The sequence below is a fragment of the Capnocytophaga stomatis genome, assembly GCF_002302635.1.
Classification (GTDB): Bacteria; Bacteroidota; Bacteroidia; order Flavobacteriales; family Flavobacteriaceae; genus Capnocytophaga; species Capnocytophaga stomatis.
On sequence record NZ_CP022387.1, the window covers coordinates 1,985,698 to 2,007,701 of the forward strand.

The following is a 22,004-nucleotide window of genomic DNA, read 5'->3' on the forward strand; positions in this document are numbered from 1 at the left end:
AATGAAACAGTCTGAAATTAAAAAATTGACAATAGCTGAGCTGCAAGAAAAGCTTGGTGAATATAAAAAATCGTATGCAGATTTGAAAATGGCTCACGCCATTCAACCACTTGAGAAACCAATTCAATTGCGTCAAGTGAGAAGAACTGTAGCAAGATTGGCATGCGAGCTAACTAAACGAGAGTTACAATAATTCTATGCTGCGTTAAACATGGAAAAAAGAAATTTAAGAAAAGAAAGAATAGGGGTTGTTAGTAGTAACAAAATGGAAAAAACCATCGTGGTTTCAGAAGTTAAGCGTGTAAAGCACCCTATGTATGGTAAATTCGTGTTGCGTACTAAGAAATATGTAGCACACGATGAAAAGAACGAATGCAACATTGGTGATACGGTTCGAATTATGGAAACTCGTCCACAAAGTAAAACTAAATGTTGGAGATTAGTTGAAATCATTGAAAGAGCGAAGTAATTATGGTACAACAAGAGTCAAGATTAAAAGTAGCCGATAATACAGGAGCAAAAGAAGTATTGACAATCCGTGTTTTAGGAGGAACAAAACGTCGTTACGCTTCTGTAGGTGATAAAATTGTAGTTACCGTTAAAGAGGCAACTCCGAACGGAAACGTGAAAAAAGGGCAAGTTTCTACTGCTGTGGTAGTAAGAACTAAAAAAGAAGTACGTCGTGCTGATGGCTCTTACATCCGTTTCGATGAAAATGCTTGCGTTCTTTTGAATGCAGCTGGTGAGATGAGAGGGACACGTGTTTTTGGTCCTGTTGCGAGAGAACTTCGTGATAAACAATTTATGAAAATTGTGTCATTGGCACCTGAAGTGCTTTAATTTTTAATAATATTAAGTAATGAAGCTAAAAATTAAAACAGGAGACACAGTACGAGTAATTGCCGGAGAGCATAAAGGCTCAGAAGGTAAAGTGCTACGTGTTGATCGCGAGAAGAATAAGGCGATTGTAGAGGGAGTTAACTTAGTGTCTAAACACACAAAACCAAGTGCTCAAAATCCTCAAGGAGGAATCGTTAAAAAAGAAGCTTTTATTCACATTTCAAACCTTTCTTTAATTGATCCAAAATCAGGAAAAACAACCCGAGTAGGATTTGAAGTAAGAGACGGTAAGAAAGTGAGATTTTCTAAAAAATCTAATGAAGTAATATAGTTATGGCTTACGTACCTAGACTAAAACAAGAATACAAAGAGCGTGTAATAGCGGCTCTGAAAGAAGAATTTGGCTATAAAAATGTAATGCAGGTTCCTAAACTTGAGAAAATAGTTGTGAGCCGTGGTGTTGGTTCGGCAGTTGCAGACAAAAAACAAATAGATTATGCAGTTGAGGAATTGACCAAAATTACAGGACAGAAAGCAGTTGCTACGGTTTCTAAAAAGGACGTAGCTTCTTTCAAACTTCGTAAAGGAATGGCAATCGGTGCTAAGGTTACCTTGAGAGGCGAAAGAATGTACGAATTCTTAGACAGATTGATAACAACGGCTCTTCCGCGAGTAAGAGATTTTCAAGGAATCAAAGCCGATGGTTTCGATGGTAGAGGAAACTACAACTTAGGTGTTACAGAACAGATTATTTTCCCTGAAATTGATATTGATAAAATCAATAAAATTGCGGGAATGGATATAACTTTCGTTACATCTGCTGCAACTGATAAAGAAGCCAAATCATTATTAAGCGAATTAGGATTACCTTTTAAAAAGAACTAAGTATATGGCTAAAGAATCAATGAAAGCCCGTGAGGTTAAAAGACAAAAATTGGTAGCAAAATATGCCGCAAAACGTAAAGCATTGAAAGAGGCTGGCGATTATGAGGCTCTTCAAAAACTACCTAAAAACGCATCTCCAGTTCGTTTGCACAATCGTTGTAAATTAACAGGTCGTCCAAAAGGATATATGCGTACATTTGGAATTTCACGTGTTTTATTCCGTGAAATGGCAAATAAAGGATTAATTCCGGGCGTGAAAAAAGCAAGTTGGTAATATTAAAAGGATAAAAATATGTACACAGATCCTATAGCAGATTATTTAACAAGAATTAGAAATGCGAATAATGCAAGGCATAGAGTAGTTGAAATTCCTGCATCTAATTTGAAAAAAGAGATTACAAAAATCTTGTTTGATCAGGGATATATTTTAAGCTATAAGTTTGAGGATAATGCCGTTCAAGGTACTATCAAAATAGCTTTGAAATATGATAAAATAACTAAAGAGCCTGTCATTAAGCATATTGAGAGAGCAAGCAGACCGGGTCTTAGAAAATATGCCGGAGCTGATAATCTTCCTCGTGTATTAAATGGCTTAGGAATTGCAATCATCTCAACTTCAAAAGGAGTGATGACTGGCAAAAAAGCTAAAGAGCTAAATGTTGGCGGGGAAGTAGTTTGTTATGTTTACTAATAAATAAAAGACAAAGAAATGTCAAGAATAGGTAAATTACCCATCAAAATTCCAGCAGGAGTTACAGTTACTATCAATGGTGGTATTGTAACAGTGAAAGGAAAGTTAGGCGAATTAACCCAAGAGGTTAAAGACATTGCTGTAAAGCAAGAGGATGGACAATTAGTGTTGGAGCCTACTGCTCAAACTAAAGACCAAAATGCAAAGCACGGTTTGTACAGAGCCTTGCTTAACAATATGGTAGTTGGTGTGTCAGAAGGATTCACTAAAGAATTAGAGTTAGTCGGGGTTGGATACCGTGCTTCACACCAAGGTCAAAAGTTAGATTTGGCTTTAGGTTTTTCTCATAATATTGTTTTGGAGTTGCCACAAGAGGTAAAACTTGAAACAGTAACTGAGAAAGGTAAAAACCCAATTATTAAATTGACATCTCACGACAAGCAATTGGTTGGACAAGTAGCAGCTAAAATCCGTAGTTTCCGTAAGCCTGAGCCTTACAAAGGAAAAGGAGTTAAGTTTGTTGGTGAAGTGTTGAGAAGAAAAGCAGGTAAATCAGCTTAATAGTTAGAACAATGGCATTATCAAAGATAAAAAGAAGAGAACGTATTAAAAGCAGAATCAGAAAAGTAGTTAACGGTACTGCAACGCAACCTCGTTTGGCTGTTTTCAGAAGTAATAACGAGATTTATGCTCAAATTATTGATGACACCAAAGGAACTACTTTAGTGGCTGCATCTTCGAGAGATAAAGAAATTAGTGCTGTCAAAGCAACCAAAACTGAAAAAGCAGCATTAGTAGGAAAAGCTGTTGCAGAGAAAGCTCTAAAACAAGGTATTGAGAAAATTTCTTTTGACAGAGGAGGATACTTGTATCACGGAAGAGTAAAATCATTGGCTGAAGGAGCTAGAGAAGGCGGACTTAAATTCTAATAAACTATGTATCAGAAATATAAAAATGTAGAATATGTAAAGCCAAGTGGTCTTGAATTGAAAGACCGTTTGGTAGGGGTTCAACGTGTTACCAAAGTAACTAAGGGAGGACGTGCATTCGGTTTCTCAGCTATCGTTGTGGTGGGTGATGAAAACGGAGTTGTGGGTCACGGCTTAGGAAAATCTAAGGAGGTAGCCGATGCAATCGCAAAAGCTGTTGAAGATGCGAAGAAGAATTTAGTTCGTATTCCGCTTAACGGAACAACTTTGCCACACGAACAAAAAGGGAAATTTGGTGGAGCTAGAGTATATTTGCAACCAGCAACAGAAGGTACCGGAGTAATCGCCGGAGGTGCGGTTCGTGCTGTTTTAGAGTCTGTTGGAGTTCACAACGTACTTTCAAAATCACAAGGTTCATCAAATCCTCATAATGTGGTAAAAGCTACTTTTGATGCATTGTTGCAATTGCGTTCTGCAAAAACTATCGCAGCTCAACGTGGAATTTCCTTAGAAAAATTGTTTAAAGGTTAATAAATTTAGAACAATGGCAAAAGTTAAAGTAACACAGGTGAAAAGTAGTATCAAGCGTCTGAAAAGTCAAAAATTGACTTTGCAGGCTCTTGGTTTGAAAAGAATAGGACAGGTTGTTGAGCATAACGCTACACCAAGTATCCTAGGTATGATTAATAAAGTGAAACACTTAGTTTCTGTTGAAGAAATTAAATAATATTTTTATACAAAGTTATGAACTTGAGTAATTTACAACCTGCAGAAGGTTCAATTCACAGAGAAGGGAAGCGCGTTGGTCGTGGGCAAGGTTCCGGAAAAGGAGGTACTGCTACACGTGGACATAAAGGGGCAAAATCTCGTTCAGGCTACTCTAAAAAGGTTGGTTTTGAAGGAGGACAAATGCCTTTGCAAAGACGCGTACCAAAATTCGGTTTCAAAAACTTTAACCGTAAGGAGTATGTAGGAATCAACTTAGGACAATTACAAAGTTTGGTTGATTCAGGCAAAATCACAGATACGGTTGATTTGGAAACGTTAGTTCAACTTCACATCGTTAAAAAGACAGATTTGGTAAAAATCTTAGGTGGAGGAGAATTAAAAGCAAAATTAAAAATTTCTGTTCATAAGTTTACAGCAAATGCTAAATCAGCTGTTGAAGCAGCAGGAGGAGAGGCTGTGACCTTGTAATGTATTAAATTATTATGAAGTTTATCAAGAACCTAACCAACATTTGGAAAATAGAAGAGTTAAAAAATCGTATTATTTTAACTTTAGGGATATTGTTAGTTTATCGTTTTGGGGCACATATAGTTCTCCCTGGAGTTGATTCAACTCAGTTGCACGAGTTGGCTACAAAGACTTCAGGCGGGGGCTTGCTTGATATCTTAAACGCTTTTACTGGAGGAGCTTTCGCTAACGCTTCAGTTTTTGCATTAGGTATTATGCCTTACATTTCTGCTTCAATTGTAGTTCAGTTGATGGGGATAGCAATTCCTTACTTACAAAAACTACAGAAGGAAGGAGAAAGTGGCCGAAGAAAGATAAATCAAATTACTCGATGGCTAACCATTGCGATATGTATTGTTCAGGCTCCTGTTTACCTTTACGGAATAGGTCAGTTGGGTGTGCCTGACAGTGCTTTTGTACTTGGGAAAGGACTTGATTTCATTATTCCTGCTGTTCTGATTCTTGTAACAGGAACTATTTTTGCAATGTGGTTGGGAGAAAAAATCACAGACAAAGGTATAGGTAATGGTATTTCGTTACTTATTATGGTTGGGATTATCGCTCGTTTACCAATGGCTTTTGCAGCAGAGTTTGATGCTCGTGTTGCACAGTCAAATGGTGGATTGATGATGATTCTTATCGAGATTATTATTTGGTTTGTGATTATATTACTTTGTATTTATCTAATCAAAGCAACTCGTCAAATACCTGTTCAGTACGCACGTAGAACAGCAGATGGAGGTGTGGCAGTTGAAAAAAATATATTTGGTGCTCGCCAATATATCCCTTTGAAATTAAATGCATCGGGGGTTATGCCAATTATCTTTGCACAAGCTTTGATGTTTATACCAGCAACAGTTGCTGGCTTATCCAAGTCAGAAACAGCTTTGAGTATTCAGCAGGCTTTTAGTAATATGTTCGGTTTTTGGTACAACTTGCTATTTGCAACAATGATTATATTGTTCACTTATTTTTATACGGCAATTACAGTGCCAACTAATAAGATGGCTGACGACTTAAAAAGAAGTGGAGGTTTCATTCCGGGGATACGTCCAGGAAAGGAAACAAGTGACTATTTGGATAAAATTATGTCACTTATCACGTTCCCTGGTTCTATATTTTTGGCTTTAATCGCTGTTTTCCCTGCTTTCTTGAAAGTTATTGGAATGCAAGATGGGTGGGCGTTGTTTTATGGAGGAACTTCGCTACTAATTTTGGTGGGAGTTGCCATAGATACGATGCAACAGGTTAATTCATACTTGCTAAATCGTCATTATGACGGTTTGATGAAAACTGGTAAAAACAGAAAGGCTTAAGGTTTATGGCTAAGCAAGCAGCAATAGAACAAGATGGAACAATTGTAGAAGCGTTGTCAAACGCAATGTTCCGAGTGGAGTTGGATAATGGACACGTAGTGATAGCTCACATCTCTGGTAAGATGCGTATGCATTACATCAAATTACTTCCTGGGGATAAGGTAAAGCTTGAAATGAGTCCCTACGATTTAAGTAAAGCTCGAATTACGTATCGTTATTAACAGAGATTCGATTAGAAGATTTTTATAAAATGCTTGAATAAGATAAAAACTTTGTCAAAGTTTTTTAACTTTGGCAAAGTTCTGTATGATGAATACTTTTCTGATAATCAGTTTGGTATGAGTCGTTTTTGTTGAGAGAAAAGTTTTTTATAAAAACAGAGAGTAGTATTTTATTTTAAAATTACATATAAATTCAAAATATTTTGTAGTTTTGCAAACTCTATTGATTAAACAATAAAGAAATGAAAGTTAGAGCATCAATTAAAAAGAGAAGTCCCGAGTGCATAGTTGTGCGTAGAAAAGGGGTATTGTACGTAATTAACAAAAAGAATCCTAAATTTAAACAAAGACAAGGATAATTATGGCAAGAATTGCAGGTATTGATTTACCAAAGAATAAACGTGGAGTTATTGGGTTAACTTACATTTTTGGTATCGGAAAAAGTAGAGCTAAAGAAATTTTAGAAAAGGCTCAAGTTAATGAGGACAAAAAAGTAAACGAGTGGAATGATGAGGAAATCACAAACATTCGTGAGGCGGTTGCGTCTTATAAAATTGAAGGAGAATTGCGTTCTGAAATTCAATTAAACATTAAACGTTTAATGGATATTGGTTGCTATCGTGGAATTCGTCACAGAATTGGCTTGCCATTACGCGGACAAAAAACTAAGAACAATTCTCGTACAAGAAAAGGTAGAAGAAAAACTGTTGCTAACAAGAAAAAAGCAACTAAATAATAAGTAGGTTAGTATGGCAAAATCAAATGCAAAGAACGCAAAGGTTTCTAAAAAGAGAAAAGTAGTTGTAGAGTCAGTTGGTGAAGCACACGTTTCTGCTACATTCAACAACGTAATTATTTCTCTTACAAATAAAAAAGGAGACGTGATTTCTTGGTCGTCAGCAGGTAAAATGGGATTCCGCGGGTCTAAGAAAAATACACCATACGCTGCACAAGTAGCTGCAGAAGATGCTGCAAAAGTAGCTTTCGATGCTGGTTTGAAAAAAGTGAAAGTGTATGTTAAAGGGCCGGGAAATGGAAGAGAGTCAGCTATCAGAACAATTCATAATGCTGGAATTGAGGTAACTGAAATCATAGATGTAACTCCATTACCGCACAATGGTTGTCGTCCACCAAAAAGACGTAGAGTTTAATTTTAAATAATAACAAACGAGAGGATTTTGATTATCGAAGGAGGATGCCTTAATTCATAATCCCTTTCATCTAAAAAGAACAAAATGGCAAGATATACAGGACCAAAAACGAAAATAGCTCGTAAATTTGGAGAGGCTATTTTCGGAGATGATAAATCTTTTGAGAAGAAAAATTATCCACCAGGGCAACACGGTATTGCCCGTCGTAGAGCAAAACGCTCTGAGTATGCTATTCAGTTGCAAGAGAAACAAAAAGCAAAATACACATATGGTATTTTAGAGAAACAATTCCGCAACTTGTATGAGAAAGCAAAAAGAAGTAAACACGTTACAGGTGAGGTGTTATTGCAATTATGCGAGTCACGTTTGGATAACGTCGTTTACCGTATGGGGATAGCTCCAACACGTAGTGCAGCTCGTCAGTTAGTTTCGCACCGTCATATTACAGTAAATGGGAATATCGTTAACATTCCTTCTTACGCTTTAAAACCAGGAGATGTAGTAGGTGTTCGTGAGAAATCAAAATCATTGAGTGTAATAGAAAACTCATTGGCTTCTAATAGCACTGTTTATGAATGGATTACTTGGAATACTGAAAAATTGGAAGGTACATTTGTTGCCGTGCCTCAACGTATCCAAATTCCTGAAAACATTAAAGAACAGTTAATCGTAGAGTTGTACTCTAAATAATAAATAAGACAGCAGTCAAATTATGGCATTATTCAACTTTCAAAAACCCGATAAGGTTATAATGATTGAATCATCTGATTTTGAGGGGCGATTTGAATTTCGTCCTTTGGAGCCAGGGTATGGTTTAACTATAGGTAACGCATTACGTAGAGTTATGCTCTCTTCTTTAGAGGGTTTCGCAATCACTTCTGTAAAATTTGATAAAGTAGGGCACGAGTTTTCTACTATATCAGGTGTTGTGGAAGATGTTACTGAAATTATCTTGAATTTGAAACAAGTTCGTTTTAAACGACAGATTGAAGATGTAGAGAATGAAACAGCAACAATTTCTGTTTCAGGAAAAAAACAGTTGACTGCCGGTGATTTTCAGAAATATCTATCAGGATTTCAAATCTTGAACACAGATTTGGTAATTTGTAATATGGAATCGTCAGTAACTTTTGATATGGAAATAACCATTGAAAAAGGACGTGGCTACGTTCCTGCAGAGGAAAATGTAAATCCGAATGCAGCGATAGGAGTTATCGCAACAGATGCAATTTTTACACCTATCAAAAATGTCAAGTATTCTATTGAAAATTACCGTGTTGAACAGAAAACTGACTATGAAAAATTAGTTTTTGAAATTAAAACAGATGGTTCAATTCATCCAAGGCAAGCTTTAACAGAGGCTGCAAAAACGTTGATTCATCACTTTATGTTGTTCTCTGATGAAAGGATTACATTGGAATCTGATGAAATTGCACAAACTGATACATACGATGAGGAATCGTTACATATGCGTCAGTTGTTGAAAACTAAGTTGGTAGATATGGACTTGTCGGTTAGAGCGTTAAACTGTTTGAAAGCTGCTGAAGTTGATACTTTGGGAGATTTGGTTTCGTTCAACAAAGCTGATTTGATGAAATTCAGAAATTTTGGTAAAAAATCACTTACAGAACTTGATGAATTGGTTGCCAACAAAGGTTTAACATTCGGGATGGATTTGTCAAAGTATAAGTTAGATAGAGATTAACCCGCTTTTGCGTTATTTAATTAAGGAAAAATGAGACACGGAAATAAAATTAATCATTTAGGAAGAAAAACCGCTCACAGAAAAGCAATGTTAGCTAATATGGCTTGTTCGTTGATTGAGCACAAGAGAATAAATACGACTTTGGCAAAGGCAAAAGCTCTTAAGTTGTTTGTAGAGCCATTAGTGACAAAGTCAAAAGAGGATACGACTCACAATCGTCGTATTGCTTTCAGTAAATTAAGAAATAAATATGCTGTAACTGAACTATTCAAAGAGGTTTCTGTAAAAGTAGGAGACAGACCGGGAGGATACACACGTATCATCAAATTAGGAAACCGTTTGGGAGATAACGCAGAAATGGCATTAATAGAATTAGTTGATTACAATACAACTTACAACGTAGAAAAAGCTTCCAGCAAGAAAAAAACTACACGTCGTGGTAGAAAGAAATCTGCTGAGCCAACTGCACAAAAAGAAGTTGCAAATACAGAATCAGCTGAATAATTTAAGAACTTTATTAAGTTTTGGAAAGGACAAGTATTCAAATACTTGTCCTTTTTTTATTTAATTGTAAATGTGTTGTTTTGATTAAATAATTAATTTTTTGTTTCAAATATAACTTTTTGTGAAACATAATGATATTGTTTATATTTTTGCCTTACACTTAAGAAAAAAACTATGAAAACAGAACATTCACATAGAATTTCACTGTTTGCAGCTATTTTCCCGATAGCAGTGCTTATTATCCTATTAGGATATAATGTATTTTTTGTGTATGGAGATAATGCTCTTGGAGGGTCAAATCAATTTATTTTGCTTTTTGGAGCCGCAGTCGCAGTTGTAATCGGAATTTTCAATAAAGTTCCAATCCACACGATGACACAAGAAATATACAATAACATAAAGTCCACCAGCGGTGCGATTCTTATTTTGCTTTTGGTAGGAGCTTTATCGGGTACGTGGCTATTGAGCGGTATTATACCTTCAATGATTTACTATGGTTTGAAAATTCTCACGCCGTCAATCTTTTTGCCCGCTTGCGTTATTATTTGCTCTTTGGTTTCGGTGGCTGTGGGCAGTAGCTGGACAACTTCCGCAACAATAGGAATTGCTTTGGTGGGCATCGGGAGTTCTTTAGGAATTCACGAAGGGCTTATCGGGGGAGCAATTATTTCAGGTGGATATTTCGGAGATAAAATGTCACCAATGAGTGACACAACTAATTTGGCACCAGCTTTAGCCGGAACGGATATCTTTACCCACATACGATATATGTCCCTAACCACAGTCCCTACAATTACCATTACGCTGATAATCTTTACTATTATAGGGTTAAACCTTGAAACGGTTGGGGTTTCGGATACAACAGCGATACAGAATGCAATCTTAGAGAGATTTAACGTAACGCCTTGGGTTTTTATCGTTCCTGCCATAATTTTGGTAATGATTTACAAAAAAGCAGAACCCTTAGTGGCTTTATTCTGTGGAGTACTTTTGGGGGCAATATTCGCAATTTTGTTTCAGCAGAATTTACTATTGGAATTAACCCAAAAATCAACGTTGGAGTTTTCCGCTCTTTATAAAGTAATTATGGAAACAATTACAACTTCTACACAAATACCAACGGATAACGAAGCTTTGAACGAGTTGTTTTCTTCCTCAGGAATGAGCGGAATGCTCAACACAATATGGCTTATTATCTGTGCGATGGCTTTTGGCGGTGTGATGGAAGCTATTGGGGCTTTGGAGCGGATAACAGCCTTTTTATTGCATTTATTTACTTCTGTCTTTGGGCTATTTGCCAGCACGGTGATGAGTTGTTTGGCGTTAAATGTTACCACTTCCGACCAATATTTAGCGTTGGTCGTGCCGGGGAAAATGTTCTCTAAAGCGTATGCACGAAAAGGATTAGCTCCTGAAAACTTAAGTAGAACGTTGGAGGATTCAGGTACGGTGACTTCTGTTTTAGTTCCGTGGAATACTTGTGCGGCGTACAACAGTGGTGTTTTAGGAATCCCGACTTTGACTTATCTTCCGTATGCGTTTTTCAACCTCATAAGTCCGTTTATGACTCTTCTTTTTGTTGCATTAAATATCAAAATAAGAAGAATAGAATACAATAAATAACTATTTCATTTTTTTGTGAATCATAATATTTCTGCTGGGTTTTGTTGAAAATTATCAGTCATTCGATTTTGCTAAATAAGATAGAAATTCACAAAAATAAAATTTTGTTCTTTTCTTGAATAGAAATCAAAAAACATTCAAAAATTTATTTGTATCGACTTGATTTGAATTAACTATACCACCAATTATATTAAAAACATCTTAGAAAAAGATAAATAATCTTAACTAAGATGTTTTTTTGTGATTGAAATTAATTCAAAAAAATAAAATTGTTATTACTTTCCGAAAGATTTTAAAAGAGAATCAGGAAATTTGGGCATTGCTCCGTGTTGCTGACATACATAAGCCGAAATTTCAACTGCCAACCGATGAGCTTTACTAATTGGCTTCCCTTTGAGATAAGCAGCGATGAAAGATGCAGTAAATGAATCGCCTGCACCTACTGTATCCACAACGTTTATTTTAGGAGAAGGCAAAAAGGAAAGTTGTGACGGAGTGAATATATAACTTCCTGAAGCACCTTTAGTTAAAATCAATACTTTTAAATTATATCTTTCCAATAATTGTTCACAAACCTCTCGTTCCGTACCTTCCATATTAAAAAGATTGGCTATTATGATGATTTCTTCATCGTTCAGCTTCAATATATTAGATAATTCCAATGATTGATGAATAATTTCTTTTGTGTAATAATCCAGCCGAAGATTAATATCAAAAACTTTCAAACTATCGGAAGGCATCGCTTGTAAAAATTTCTGAATAGTAGAGCGAGATGTTTCACTGCGTTGGGCTAAAGAGCCAAAACAAACCGTTTGTGTTTTTTCAGCCAGTTTTTTAGTTTCTTCAGTAAAAGGAATATTATCCCAAGCTACATTCTCACAAATTTCATATTGCGGAATGCCTTCGCCACTTAATGAGATTTGAATGGTTCCTGTCGGATAAGGCACTTCTTCCAACAGATGATTTAATTTCTTTTCGTTTAGGTTCTCCAGAATTGTTTTCCCTAAAACATCGTTGCCTATGGCACTTACAATATGTCCGTTTAATCCAAATTGTGAAGCGTGATAAGCAAAATTAGCAGGAGCACCTCCCATTACTTTTCGTTCGGGGAAAACATCCCAGAGAATTTCTCCCAAACCTACGACAATATGTTCCATTTGTATGTATGATTTTAATTTTGTATTTATGTATGGTATCTTTTAAAAAGATTATTCTTTGCTAACAGAAACATTTTATTTCTTCTGATTCAGAGATATTAAATTGAAAAATAAATGCTTATGATAACAAAGAATAATACGTATGCAGAAAAATTTTTGTTGTAAAAACTATTTTTTGGCAGCTTTTACAAATTCATTTAATTTATTATAAAGTGAAATCCATTGTTGTGTTTCAAACATTGAAGTTACTAAGTTCAGAAAACGCCTTAAATCTTTTTCGACATCTTTACGTAATTCACTGGCACTTTTTGTTTTTCGAAGTTCGGAATTTGCCTGAGCTTGTTCTTCATAAACTTCTTTGAATTGAAGTTCTATCCTTTTGAGTTCTTCAAAAGTGCTTCGCAAGGACAGATTATCGATACGCATTTGATTTTCAGAAGAAGAAAGAGCCTCAATAAGTTTATCGAGTTGAATGGTTTGTTCGCCGTAATTTAGTTTATCCAATGATAATCCATAGATTTTGAACTCTTTGTATAAAGCCACCGCATCGGTTTGATGAGGCATTAAAGTCATTCGGGTATAAGCCGATAGAAAGCCTTTCATATTACGGAAGATGGCATCACGTTCTCTATCAACTTGAAGCACATCTATGCCTTTTCCGCTGAAACTTATCTTGGAAATGACCTTGTAATACTCTTGATAGGAATCATCTAACTTGCTTAAAAACAAATGATTTTTGACTTCTTCAAATTCAGATTGCTTAGAGGAGTCAATAACTCGCTGAGCTAATGCCGCTAAGTCTTTTGTCGATAATTTTCTGAGATTTATTTTCATATTGATTAAATTTTGTTTACAAATTTCAGTAAATAAATTGACTTTTGCAAATAAAAGTTTCTGAAAATGAGAAAGAAATATTTTTTGATTTTTAAAAGATACAATCTTTGGAAGAAATTATAAAAAAAATAAGATTTATTCTTACTCAAAGTGGTGTAAGGTTTACGCTGGTAGAAAAAGGTTTTTTCCAAGTGGTATAAGGTTTACGCTGATAGAAAAAGGTTTTTTCCAAGTGATGTAAGGTTTACGCTGGTAGAAAAAGATTTTTTCCAAGTGGTGTAAGGTTTACGCTGATAGAAAAAGATTTTTTCCAAGTGGTATAAGGTTTACGCTGATAGAAAAAGGTTTTTTCCAAGTGATGTAAGGTTTACGCTGGTAGAAAAAGATTTTTTCCAAGTGGTGTAAGGTTTACGCTGATAGAAAAAGATTTTTTCCAAGTGGTATAAGGTTTACGCTGATAGAAAAAGGTTTTTTCCAAGTGATGTAAGGTTTACGCTGGTAGAAAAAGATTTTTTCCAAGTGGTGTAAGGTTTACGCTGATAGAAAAAGATTTTTTCCAAGTGATGTAAGATTTATTCTATCAGAAAATTATTACTAATAAAAAAAATAGAATTTTTAAGCCTTGCATAAAGATATACAAGACTTGGTTAGGTTATTTTTGAGGCTTATTGAAAACGCATTATATCGGAGTCAGCTTCTATCCAATCTGTTTCAGGGTTGTTATATAAAATATGAATTACAAGCAAACCACGTATGCTTACAAATATGATTGCATAGCGTTTGTCGGAAGTATAAACAGGCTTTGAAACAAACAATCTAAGTGCATAAAACTCCCTGCTTGTTCACGTTCTTTGAGTTCTTCAAAATACTGGTCGATACCACCATTATCATTGTATTTTGCTAAGAAGAAATTCTCAATAAACAACGAATCAAGGTTTGTGCTTTTATCTTCGTTTGTTTCAAAAAAAAGATTTTTTATAAGAAGTTTTGTATTGGGCAACGATATTTTCTAATAATTTGCAATCATCTTCGTTTTGAGCTAAAGAAACAAAGAAGCTCAGGAAAAAACTAATTACAAGGGGTGCCCTTAGGTTAATATTTTTCATAGGTATTATTATCTACTTCTGCTACAAAATTATTATTACTACGTATTCTACCAGTACTTGTTAGTGTTTTTTTTAAAATATCAGTTTTATGCATTGAACCCCAAGCTAAATCATTACAATATTGCTTGCTAACTTTTATTTTTTTTAATTTGGCATACTCATATACAGCTTTGCCTATTTCATTTATAAATTCTTATATCTATATTTGGGACTCCACCTTCAGGAGTTGCTGTTTTCTCCTTTTGAGTATAATTTATAGATATAATTTTTCCTTCTAAGCCTGAAATTTAAAAAAGCAAGTTATCGTTCACATAATGTTCTGCAATTATGATACTTTCTAAGCCATTTTCTGTTGTGGTAAATAAAATTTTTGCTTTCCGTTCATTCTGATTGTTGATTATTAATTGAGCGAATGCAAACTTTTATCTTTTTCTTTACCTTCTTCCTTAAAAGTTTCCCATTTTGGGGTAATTTTAAAATCAATACCATTTTTTTCTTTTTCGGTTTCTTGTTTTTCAAAGAACTGTTTGGCTTCTTCCAATGAAATTGCTTTGACATCTTGCAGAGGCTCTTTTTCCTCACGTTGGCAGGCAAAAGTTATTACCAATAACAAACCTGCGGTTGCTAAAAGTTTTAATGTTTTTATCGTATGGTATTGTGATTTAAGAATTTTATGTGTCAAATGTAAAAACTACTTTTCGATAATAAAAAATAGTAATCAATAAAAAAGTAAAATTTAACATATATATCATAAAAAATATTTGATTTTATTTTCAATTTATCAAAATAGATTTGTTAAAAATATATCCGAAATGTATTTTATTAACTTTCTGAAATAATTGTTCAAAAAGCAATCGTTAAAAATATTCTTTAAACAAATAACGTATTAACGCTGAAAAAATTTACTTCGCATTATGGAGATAAACATTTAAAAATTAATAAAATGGGATATATAGCCTTTAATTTTATAATCATTTTATAAGTTGGAATAATTTTCTTATTTTTGTGGGCATTCATTTTATGAGTGAATAAGTGAAATTTTGAATCAATCAAACTAATATTAATCGAAACGTATGAAAACACTAACGAGTTTTTTGTATTTATCATTTCTGGTTTTGTTTTTTCAGCAAAATTGGGCACAAAAGCCTCATTTGGATAGCATTTTTGAAAATCCTGCTATTCAGGAAATTAATCGGATGCCAATGCGAAGTCATTATTTTCCTTTTGAAACTTCGGAAAAGGCTCAGAAAAACGATTATAAGTTATCAAATCGGTACATTAATCTTAACGGACAATGGAAATTCTTATGGAAAGAAGATTTTAAAGAACTTCCGAAAGATTTTTTCAAACCAAACTACAACGATTCTCGCTGGGACAAAATAAATGTGCCTTCGGTTTGGGAGCTTAACGGATACGGAATTCCGATTTATGTAAACGAAAAGTTTGAATTTGCCGTAAAAAATCCGAATCCACCCGATGTTCCGGACGATTTAAAACAGTCGGTAGGGCTTTATCGCAAGGAATTTGAAGTTCCTTCCAACTGGAAGAATGAACAGATTTATTTGCATTTAGGAGCTGTTAAATCTGCTTTTAAATTGTACGTAAATGGAAAATTCGTGGGAGTAGGAAAGGACAGTAAACTTCCTTCGGAGTTTGATATAACTCCTTATGTTTCAGTTGGTAAAAATAATATTTCTTTGGAAGTACGCCGATGGTCAGATGGTAGTTTTCTGGAGGCACAAGATATGTGGAGATTGTCCGGAATTACGCGTGATTGCTACGTTTATGCACGTCCTAAAGTGCATTTGTACGATGTAAATGCAAAAGCTGGGCTTTCAAACGGTTATTCGGATGGAGTTTTAAATCTTTTCGTGCAAGTTTGGAATCAATCCGAGCAAAGTAAAGCAGATTATCAGCTTGAAGCATCAATTTTTGATGATAAAAACAAAAAAATTTGGGTAGAAACAAAGAATATTCCGCAAATAAAACGTAGTAATAGTAAAACGGAACTGAACTTTTTAGCTAACATTCCGCTTGTAAAACAATGGAGTGCCGAAATGCCTAATCTTTACAGATTGGAGCTTCTGTTGAAAGATGACAAACAGCAAGTAAGTGAAGCGGTTAGCCTTTTTGTTGGATTCAGAAGCATTGAAATCAAAGGAAGCGATTTGCTCGTTAACGGAAAGCGAATTTTTATAAAAGGAGTTAATCGCCACGAAACAGACCCAACAGCAGGGCAGGTTATCAGTCGCGAAAGTATGGAAAAAGACGTTCTGTTAATGAAACAGTTAAACGTTAATAGTGTGCGTACTTCACATTACCCTAACGATCCGTATTTTTATGAACTTTGTGATAAATATGGGCTTTATGTGATGGATGAGGCGAATGTGGAAACACACGGAATGGGATATCGTCCTGAGAGAACGTTGGCAACAAATCCTGTTTGGGAAGAAGCTCATACACTTCGGATTAGAAGAATGATAGAACGAGATAAAAACTATCCGAGCATCATTATATGGAGCTTAGGAAACGAAGCCGGCAACGGTTGGAATTTTTATCAAGCCTATAAAATGGCAAAAGGATTAGATTCAAGTCGCCCTATTCATCACGAATTGGCTCATTATGATTGGAATACAGATATAGAATCACGAATGTATCGTCGTATTCCTTTTTTGGTAGATTACGGATTGTCGCATCCTAAAAAACCGTTTTTATTATGTGAATATGCACACGCGATGGGGAACAGTGTCGGAAACTTCCAAGAATATTGGGACGTTTTTGAAAGCTACCCGGGGCTGCAAGGCGGCTACATTTGGGATTGGGTTGACCAAGGTTTTTATAAGAAAAACGCTAAAAATCAAACAATTTTGGCATACGGAGGAGATTACGGCGATGAAACTACACCGAGCGACAATAACTTCTTGATTAATGGAGTAATTGCTTCTGACAGAACTTTCCATCCGCATTCTTTTGAGGTGAGAAAAGTATATCAAGAAATAGGATTTTCTTACAAAGACCAAAAATTAACCGTACAAAATAAATATTTCTTTAAAGATTTATCAAATTTTGAATTCACTTGGAAAGTTTTCAAAAACGGAATTTTTCTAAAAGAAGGAAAAATAAATAATGTAGATGTTTTGCCACGTTCCAAAGCGGAATTTCATATCAATTTTGATGAAAATTCGGTAAAAAATGCAACTTCTTTGGCAGAAATGATATCTTCCGATAAAGAAAATGAATATTTCTTGCAAATAGAAGCTAAATTGAAAGCAAAAGAAGGTATTTTGGATGAACATACACCTCTTGCCTTTGCTGAATTTCAGTTAAGTAATTATAAGAAACCTGTTTACAAACCGAACAATACATCTATTACTGTTAAACAATCGGATAAGGAGATAATTCTTCAGAATAAGAATTTCAAAGCGATTGTTTCAACTGAAAAAGGAAAACTTGTATCGTACGAGGCGGGAAAAAATATTCTGCAAGGAGATGGATTATTTTTGAATTTGTGGAGACCGGCAACAGATAATGATTTTGGGGCAGGATTACCGAAAAAACTCAAAGATTTACAACAAGCCGACACAAATGCAAAGGTTGAAAGTGTGGAAATTTCCGACTTGGAAGACGGACAAAAGCAAGTGCGTATCACTAAAAAAGTATTGGAAAGCATTGCATATACACAAAAATTAACTTTTGACGGAAAAGGAAGTATTTTGGTTGAAAATGAGCTTGTTCCATTAAAAGAAAGCAATCAACTGACTTTCAAAATAGGAAATCATTTGGTTCTGCCAAAAGATTTTGTAAATGTGGAATGGTACGGGCGAGGGCCTTGGGAAAGTTACGAGGACAGAAAAACTTCTGCTTTTGTGGGCTATTACAAAGGAACTATTGACGAGCAATATCACCCATACGTTCGTCCGCAGGAATCGGGTAACAAAACACAAGTGCGTTTTGCTAAAATACTTCGTAAGGACGGAAGCGGAATTTTAATACAATCCGAAAGTAATTTGCTTAACGTTAATGTTTTGCCTTACAGCCCGCAATCACTTTACCCAGGTGAAGAGAAAAAACAAACACACTCAGCCGAGCTTGAAAAAGATAAGTATGTCCACTTAGATGTTGATTATCAGCAATTAGGATTAGGGGGAGATAACAGCTGGGGGAACTTACCTATGGAGCAATACCTACTGTATTTACACAAGCCGTATAAATATTCCTACAGAATTATTCCAATAGAAAAATAAAATAAAAAGGGAAGCGGAAGAAAGTACTTACAAGAATCGTAAAGTACTTTCTTTCGCCCAACCTATTTTTCCGTCAGCCAATTTTATTTTCACCCAATCGTTGAGGCTTTCAATAATTTCTACTTTCGTGCCTTCGTGAAGTGAAAAAACTTCGTTGCTGTAAGCGTTTGGCTCGGAAAAAACACGCACAGTTTTATCAAAAAGAATTGCAAATTTTTCTTTCTCAATGTTATTTCTGTGAAAATCAGCAATAAAATATGTTCCAATACTGCAAATTATCGCCACAAGCATTGTTGTAAAAAAGATACGTTTGAGAATCGTTTTTTCTAAAAAATAATACAACAAAAAGCTAATTACAAAGGCAAAAATTCCTAAAATTGAAATAATCGCCCACACATCCAACGAAAAAAGTGACGTTATAGAATCGGACAGATTTTTAAACCACGTTTTCGGAAGCGGAGTAATTGCATCGATGGTCATCTGATTGGCAAACACCAAGTTATTTTTAGCATCTTCATTTTCAGGGTTGAGTTTCAATGCTTTTTCATAATAATAAATACTTTCAGGCACGTGATTCAGCTTGTAATGAGCATTGGCTAAGTTGTAATACAAAGCCGATGATTCAAACCCTGATTTCAAAATAGACATATAATTTTCTACCGCTTCTTGAAAATTTCCAGAATTGTAACTTTCAGTAGCTTTTGAAAAAAGAACATCATTGTTTTGTGAAAATCCTAAAAACGATGTAAATAAAGCAATTATGTATAGAATATTTTTCATTTTCTTTCTTTTTTAGTTTTTGAAATTATCTCCGAATTTGTTTGTCTAATTCGGATAAAGTTTGAACAGATTTGTGATAATCGTTCTCCATAGAAACCGTGTCAAACGGAGAGTAACGTGCCATTTCGCAATTTTTGAGCAATCCTAAAAATTCTGAAATAGTTTGTTGATTTACACTTCGTACTGAAAGTAATTCCGATATTTTTTCTTTGCTCATTTCTGAAGTTTCGATTTTTAATTTGGCTTTCAGATAATTATGCAAGGCTCGTTCTAATGCCTCATAAAATGTATTTTTATCATTTAGTTTTCGTTTGGCATCACTTAAATACTTCTTCGCCAATCGATTTGCTGCTCTGACTTTATTTCCTTCAATGTCGCCGGCTCTTGTTTGCTTAGCTTTCCATAGGATTAAAGCAATCGGGATTAAAAGCAAAGGTAGGAATAGCCATAAATAATAACTTCTTGAACCGAAAAACAGTTTTTTACCAATAGGTTGTAAATCAGGATTAAGTTGCAAAAAACGGAACTGGTTGCCTTGCGTCTTAACATCTTGTTTAACAACGTTATTTGCAGAGTTTTGACCGCCTCCCGTTGGGCCTTCGGTAACATCAATCCAAATTTCATCAGAATTTAAGGTTTCATATTTTTCAGTTTTTGGATTGAAATATGAAAATGATACGCCTGCAATAGGATATTTTCCTTTAAATTGAGGAACTACGGTGTAAAATTCCTCAACCCTACCTCTCATTCCTGAAATAGAAGTGGTTATATTGTCTTTCTTTTCTGGATTATATACCTCCAAAGCCGTTGGGAAGGTCAGTTTTGGCATATCAAATAACTTGAGATTTCCGCTTCCTGAAATTTCCACTTTGGCTTGCAAGCTTTCATTGGATTTCAATTCTTTTTTTGAAGTAGTTACATTGAAAGAGAACTCTCCCACAGCACCTGAGAAGTTAGCCGGTTTTCCTTCTTCCGGCAAAGATTTTACGTTTATGGTTCGGTTGCCCGAAGTTACTCTTTTGGCAATCTGGTCCATAATTGGTCTTCCGAAGAAATCGCGTTCAGCGGTGGGAACGCTCAAAATGGCTTCCAATGTGAGAGGCTCAAGGGTGATATTTCCGTCCTTTTGCGGGTATAGAACTACTTTTTTCACAACGATACATCGGAAAGGTTTCCCATCATATGTGCAATTTTCTACGTCATAATCACCTTGTAATCGGATTTCTTGGCTCCAGAAATTAGGATATTTAGGCATATCTACCGAACGTAAATTATTGAGTGCTACTTGTCCGCCAACGTACAAGCGATACACAACGCTGATGGCTTCATTCAAATACGGATTTGAATTTGAAATTTCTGCAACTAAAAACAAATTGTCAGAAGCCACGTCCTTACTTGTTTTATCCATCGACGGATTGTTCACAGCTTCCGTAACTGTTATCTGAATCGGCGATGTTTTGTGAGTTTTTCCGTCAATTTCAATGGTAGCCTGCCCAATGGTAAATTTTCCTTTAGCGGTAGGTTGTAAAATATATCCGTAAGTTTTTGAAAAACTGCGTTTTCCGTTTATCCACAACTCGGAAACGGACTGAGAAGGTCCCATCACCACAGTAAAGTCCTTGAAATTCGGAGGCGTGAAGTTATCTCCGTTTTTGTTCACCGAAAATTCGATTCGTAAACGTTCATTTAAGCCTAATTTCTCTTTGCTTACTTTGGCAGTGAATTCTATATTTTGTGAGTATAATAGATTGACTACAAAACTAATAAAAAATAATATGCGGTATTTCATCTTCATTGTGTTTTTAGCTTAATCTGCTTTTCATTAGTATATTATTTTCTTGTTACCAGTCTTTTTCTGATTTTGACCGATTTCCTTTTACTTTTTGTGCATTGATTTTTTCTTGTGTTTTTTGGTCTTCATTGTTCATTGCCTCTAAGATGCGTTCCATTTGTTGAGGAGACAATGAAGATGGACGATTTTGCTCCTTTCCTTCACCCTCTTTATTTTTATCTTCTTTATCTTGCTTAGGGTCTTTTTTGTCTTTTCCTTGGTTTTTGTCCTGATTTTTCTTGTTTTCGTCTTGGTTTTGTTTATTTTGGTCGTCTTTTTCTTTATTTTTATCCTCGTTTTTGTCTTTTTCGTCCTGTTTGTCTTTATTTTGGTCTTTTTTGTCTTGGTTATCCTTATTGTTTTGGTCGTTTTGTTTATCTTTGTTATCCTGATTTTGTTGTTTGTCTTGATTATCCTTGTTGTTTTCGGGTTTTGGAGGATTTTTCTTTAGTAAATCTTGTGCAACTGCCAAATTATACCGAGTTTCCTCATCAGTAGGGTTGTTGCGAAGTGCCTCTTTATAAGCTTGCACGGCTTTGTCATAGGCTTTTTCTTGCATAAAGGTATTTCCCAGATTGTGAAATATTTGATGTTTTTCCTCACTGCTTATTTCACTGGAAGTTGATGCATTTTTCAGACGTGTAAAAGCTTCATCGTAACTTTTTTGTTTGTAGTACATCGTGCCTAAGTTATACTGAGCGATGCCATTATCCTTGTTTTTGGCAATTGCGTTACGGTAATCAACTTCGGCTTGCACGGGCTGGTCATTTTTCAGAGCATTATTCCCTTGATATGTGTATTTCTTTGATATTTCTTTTGATTTTGTCATCTCTTGAATTTCTCTATTTTGTGCAAAAGAAGAAAATCCTATCAAAAATACTATGTAAAATAAATTTCGTGTCATTTTTCAGATAAAAATATGATAATTCATTAAAAAAATAAGAAAAAAAC

29 protein-coding genes are annotated in these 22,004 nt (G+C 35.0%); 22 read left to right on the forward strand and 7 right to left on the reverse strand.

What is annotated here, in order from left to right:
• The first annotated feature begins 1 nt into the window (after position 1).
• The 21 genes from rpmC (at position 2) to CGC58_RS08870 (ending at position 11,101) form a co-directional block, all read left to right on the forward strand.
• A complete protein-coding gene (gene rpmC / locus CGC58_RS08770) occupies positions 2-193 on the forward strand; it encodes a 50S ribosomal protein L29 (protein WP_095896376.1) in 192 nt (63 codons plus the stop codon).
• Positions 194-211: 18 nt separating this feature from the next.
• On the forward strand, positions 212-469 hold the full coding sequence (rpsQ, locus tag CGC58_RS08775) for a 30S ribosomal protein S17 (protein WP_018279597.1): 258 nt from the start codon (positions 212-214) through the stop codon (positions 467-469).
• A gap of 2 nt (positions 470-471) precedes the next feature.
• Positions 472-840 (forward strand): 50S ribosomal protein L14, encoded by a 369-nt coding sequence (rplN, locus tag CGC58_RS08780; protein ID WP_002675043.1) that lies wholly within the window; start codon positions 472-474, stop codon positions 838-840.
• A gap of 19 nt (positions 841-859) precedes the next feature.
• Positions 860-1,171, forward strand: a complete 312-nt coding sequence (gene rplX / locus CGC58_RS08785) for a 50S ribosomal protein L24 (protein ID WP_095896377.1) — start codon at positions 860-862, stop codon at positions 1,169-1,171.
• A 2-nt stretch (positions 1,172-1,173) separates the two neighbouring features.
• Positions 1,174-1,725 carry a 50S ribosomal protein L5 gene (rplE, locus tag CGC58_RS08790; RefSeq protein ID WP_095896378.1) on the forward strand — a complete coding sequence of 184 codons (552 nt, stop codon included), beginning with the start codon at positions 1,174-1,176 and terminating at the stop codon, positions 1,723-1,725.
• A 4-nt stretch (positions 1,726-1,729) separates the two neighbouring features.
• Positions 1,730-1,999: a 30S ribosomal protein S14 gene (gene rpsN, locus CGC58_RS08795; RefSeq protein ID WP_013996569.1), complete on the forward strand. Its 270-nt coding sequence runs from the start codon at positions 1,730-1,732 to the stop codon at positions 1,997-1,999.
• Positions 2,000-2,017: 18 nt separating this feature from the next.
• The gene (rpsH, locus tag CGC58_RS08800; RefSeq protein ID WP_095896379.1) at positions 2,018-2,416 is read left to right on the forward strand and encodes a 30S ribosomal protein S8; all 399 of its coding nucleotides are present in this window, start codon (positions 2,018-2,020) and stop codon (positions 2,414-2,416) included.
• Positions 2,417-2,434: 18 nt separating this feature from the next.
• The gene (gene rplF, locus CGC58_RS08805; protein WP_095896380.1) at positions 2,435-2,977 is read left to right on the forward strand and encodes a 50S ribosomal protein L6; all 543 of its coding nucleotides are present in this window, start codon (positions 2,435-2,437) and stop codon (positions 2,975-2,977) included.
• Positions 2,978-2,988: 11 nt separating this feature from the next.
• Positions 2,989-3,345: a 50S ribosomal protein L18 gene (rplR, locus tag CGC58_RS08810; RefSeq protein ID WP_095896381.1), complete on the forward strand. Its 357-nt coding sequence runs from the start codon at positions 2,989-2,991 to the stop codon at positions 3,343-3,345.
• Between the two features lie 6 nt (positions 3,346-3,351).
• Positions 3,352-3,876: a 30S ribosomal protein S5 gene (rpsE, locus tag CGC58_RS08815; RefSeq protein ID WP_018279603.1), complete on the forward strand. Its 525-nt coding sequence runs from the start codon at positions 3,352-3,354 to the stop codon at positions 3,874-3,876.
• A 13-nt stretch (positions 3,877-3,889) separates the two neighbouring features.
• Positions 3,890-4,072 (forward strand): 50S ribosomal protein L30, encoded by a 183-nt coding sequence (gene rpmD, locus CGC58_RS08820; RefSeq protein ID WP_095896382.1) that lies wholly within the window; start codon positions 3,890-3,892, stop codon positions 4,070-4,072.
• Positions 4,073-4,089: 17 nt separating this feature from the next.
• A complete protein-coding gene (rplO, locus tag CGC58_RS08825) occupies positions 4,090-4,542 on the forward strand; it encodes a 50S ribosomal protein L15 (protein WP_095896383.1) in 453 nt (150 codons plus the stop codon).
• Positions 4,543-4,553: 11 nt separating this feature from the next.
• Positions 4,554-5,897 carry a preprotein translocase subunit SecY gene (gene secY, locus CGC58_RS08830; RefSeq protein WP_095896384.1) on the forward strand — a complete coding sequence of 448 codons (1,344 nt, stop codon included), beginning with the start codon at positions 4,554-4,556 and terminating at the stop codon, positions 5,895-5,897.
• A gap of 5 nt (positions 5,898-5,902) precedes the next feature.
• On the forward strand, positions 5,903-6,118 hold the full coding sequence (gene infA, locus CGC58_RS08835) for a translation initiation factor IF-1 (protein ID WP_002675066.1): 216 nt from the start codon (positions 5,903-5,905) through the stop codon (positions 6,116-6,118).
• A gap of 242 nt (positions 6,119-6,360) precedes the next feature.
• Entirely contained in the window at positions 6,361-6,477 is a 117-nt protein-coding gene (ykgO, locus tag CGC58_RS08840; protein ID WP_095896385.1) for a type B 50S ribosomal protein L36, read from the forward strand.
• Between the two features lie 2 nt (positions 6,478-6,479).
• Complete coding sequence (rpsM, locus tag CGC58_RS08845) at positions 6,480-6,854, forward strand: 30S ribosomal protein S13 (protein WP_018279607.1); 375 nt, start codon at positions 6,480-6,482, stop codon at positions 6,852-6,854.
• 13 nt (positions 6,855-6,867) lie between these two features.
• A complete protein-coding gene (gene rpsK / locus CGC58_RS08850) occupies positions 6,868-7,269 on the forward strand; it encodes a 30S ribosomal protein S11 (protein ID WP_018279608.1) in 402 nt (133 codons plus the stop codon).
• Between the two features lie 84 nt (positions 7,270-7,353).
• A complete protein-coding gene (gene rpsD / locus CGC58_RS08855; protein WP_095896386.1) occupies positions 7,354-7,959 on the forward strand; it encodes a 30S ribosomal protein S4 in 606 nt (201 codons plus the stop codon).
• 22 nt (positions 7,960-7,981) lie between these two features.
• Entirely contained in the window at positions 7,982-8,974 is a 993-nt protein-coding gene (locus CGC58_RS08860) for a DNA-directed RNA polymerase subunit alpha (protein ID WP_095896387.1), read from the forward strand.
• Between the two features lie 30 nt (positions 8,975-9,004).
• Positions 9,005-9,478, forward strand: coding sequence for a 50S ribosomal protein L17 (rplQ, locus tag CGC58_RS08865; protein ID WP_095896388.1), 474 nt, complete (start codon positions 9,005-9,007; stop codon positions 9,476-9,478).
• Positions 9,479-9,652: 174 nt separating this feature from the next.
• Positions 9,653-11,101 carry a Na+/H+ antiporter NhaC family protein gene (locus tag CGC58_RS08870; RefSeq protein WP_095896389.1) on the forward strand — a complete coding sequence of 483 codons (1,449 nt, stop codon included), beginning with the start codon at positions 9,653-9,655 and terminating at the stop codon, positions 11,099-11,101.
• A 275-nt stretch (positions 11,102-11,376) separates the two neighbouring features.
• On the opposite strand, the gene CGC58_RS08875 is transcribed toward CGC58_RS08870, so the two are convergent.
• The 4 genes from CGC58_RS08875 to CGC58_RS08895 form a co-directional block, all read right to left on the reverse strand.
• On the reverse strand, positions 11,377-12,258 hold the full coding sequence (locus tag CGC58_RS08875) for a carbohydrate kinase family protein (RefSeq protein WP_095896390.1): 882 nt from the start codon (positions 12,256-12,258) through the stop codon (positions 11,377-11,379).
• 168 nt (positions 12,259-12,426) lie between these two features.
• Positions 12,427-13,092 (reverse strand): DUF6261 family protein, encoded by a 666-nt coding sequence (locus CGC58_RS08880; RefSeq protein WP_095896391.1) that lies wholly within the window; start codon positions 13,090-13,092, stop codon positions 12,427-12,429.
• Positions 13,093-13,849: 757 nt separating this feature from the next.
• Positions 13,850-14,017, reverse strand: coding sequence for a hypothetical protein (locus CGC58_RS08890; RefSeq protein ID WP_157909239.1), 168 nt, complete (start codon positions 14,015-14,017; stop codon positions 13,850-13,852).
• A gap of 581 nt (positions 14,018-14,598) precedes the next feature.
• Positions 14,599-14,880: a hypothetical protein gene (locus CGC58_RS08895; RefSeq protein WP_095896394.1), complete on the reverse strand. Its 282-nt coding sequence runs from the start codon at positions 14,878-14,880 to the stop codon at positions 14,599-14,601.
• A gap of 391 nt (positions 14,881-15,271) precedes the next feature.
• Between CGC58_RS08895 and CGC58_RS08900 the strand changes: the two genes are divergently transcribed.
• Positions 15,272-18,442, forward strand: a complete 3,171-nt coding sequence (locus CGC58_RS08900; RefSeq protein WP_095896395.1) for a glycoside hydrolase family 2 TIM barrel-domain containing protein — start codon at positions 15,272-15,274, stop codon at positions 18,440-18,442.
• A 27-nt stretch (positions 18,443-18,469) separates the two neighbouring features.
• Here CGC58_RS08900 and CGC58_RS08905 read toward each other — a convergent pair whose 3' ends face one another.
• The 3 genes from CGC58_RS08905 to CGC58_RS08915 are packed head-to-tail and all read right to left on the reverse strand — an operon-like array spanning position 18,470 to position 21,957.
• Complete coding sequence (locus CGC58_RS08905) at positions 18,470-19,222, reverse strand: tetratricopeptide repeat protein (RefSeq protein WP_095896396.1); 753 nt, start codon at positions 19,220-19,222, stop codon at positions 18,470-18,472.
• 25 nt (positions 19,223-19,247) lie between these two features.
• Positions 19,248-21,011 (reverse strand): BatD family protein, encoded by a 1,764-nt coding sequence (locus CGC58_RS08910; RefSeq protein ID WP_095896397.1) that lies wholly within the window; start codon positions 21,009-21,011, stop codon positions 19,248-19,250.
• A gap of 52 nt (positions 21,012-21,063) precedes the next feature.
• Complete coding sequence (locus tag CGC58_RS08915; protein WP_095896398.1) at positions 21,064-21,957, reverse strand: tetratricopeptide repeat protein; 894 nt, start codon at positions 21,955-21,957, stop codon at positions 21,064-21,066.
• Positions 21,958-22,004: the final 47 nt, after the last annotated feature.